Raw genomic sequence first — 1,169 nt, forward strand, 5'->3', positions numbered from 1 at the left:
CGAATATATAATTTACGAAGCAAATTTTCATATTCTTTAATTTCATCATCTTTTGCTTCTGGCGCAATGAATCGATAAAAAATTGTAAGTTTAGATAAATGCTGAGTGAAACTAACTTCCTCAAGTTCTGCTGTCTTATATACTTGAAGTGGGTTAATTTGACCTTGTGAACCATCTAATGCAATTGTTTTCCCGTTCAGATCACGTACTGTTTCCTCAAATTCACCTACAATATCAAAAATACGAATAAAATGACCTTTACTTGCATAGTCTACTGATTTCTTTTTTAGTAATGTTGATTTTCCAGCACCAGGCTTTCCAATCATTACACCGTTATAAAACTTTCTTTGTTCGTCTTTATGAAAAATATCAAAAATAACATTTCCTTTTGTTTTCGTTGTTCCATAATACGTACCGTATGGATCGTGCAAATAAGAATAATGAAACGGACACCCACCAGCCAAACTGACTGCCGGAATTTCTTTCCCTTTTCTTCGGTTCACATAATTTTTTTGTGTATCAAAGCTCGTTACGAGTGCATCCCACTCATACTCTTGTTCATTTAAAAAAACAGCTCCACGAAAATTATAAGACTCTAATGTTTCCATGATTTCTTTTACTTGTTTTTCTAACTCATCTAACGTTCTAGCGGAAACATAGATACGGATATGAATACGTTTCATGACCTCACCTTGTTTCAAATCCGTATAGAGAGCTTCCAACTCTAAAAATTCATTTTTCGCATCAATCCGATCTATATTATCCTTTGCTGTATCATGCCGAACACTTTGTTCACTCATGGATTTATTAATCGATTCAACGACTTCTTTTCGATCATCACTCATGACATCTAATGTTGTGATCACATTTGGCATATTCATAATTTGCTCTAACCAAAAATCATTTACCTCTGTTGGAAAGTCAAAAACATGAATACAAGTAGCAAATCCATCACCTGTTTGCACATAGCTTTCTTTAAAGCTGATTCCCCCTTGTGGCTGAACTCTAGCCACTAAATAAGGGTTGTAACCTTTCTTCTTTTTTAGTTCTTCTTGTTTTTCCTTTTTGGATTTTTTACTTTTGAACGCAAACATCTTGTTTCCCCCTTACTACCATATATTTTTCGTTCCCAATTTTGCATTTTGATTAAACAATTTAAACATAAGCTC

1 pseudogene is annotated in these 1,169 nt (G+C 33.7%); it reads right to left on the reverse strand.

The features are described from left to right. Positions 1 to 1,094, reverse strand: a pseudogene (locus tag JDS95_RS30400) (VirB4 family type IV secretion system protein); the annotation flags it as partial. Positions 1,095 to 1,169: the final 75 nt, after the last annotated feature.

Source organism: Bacillus cereus group sp. N24 (assembly GCF_016483345.1).
Taxonomy (GTDB): Bacteria; Bacillota; Bacilli; order Bacillales; family Bacillaceae_G; genus Bacillus_A; species Bacillus_A toyonensis.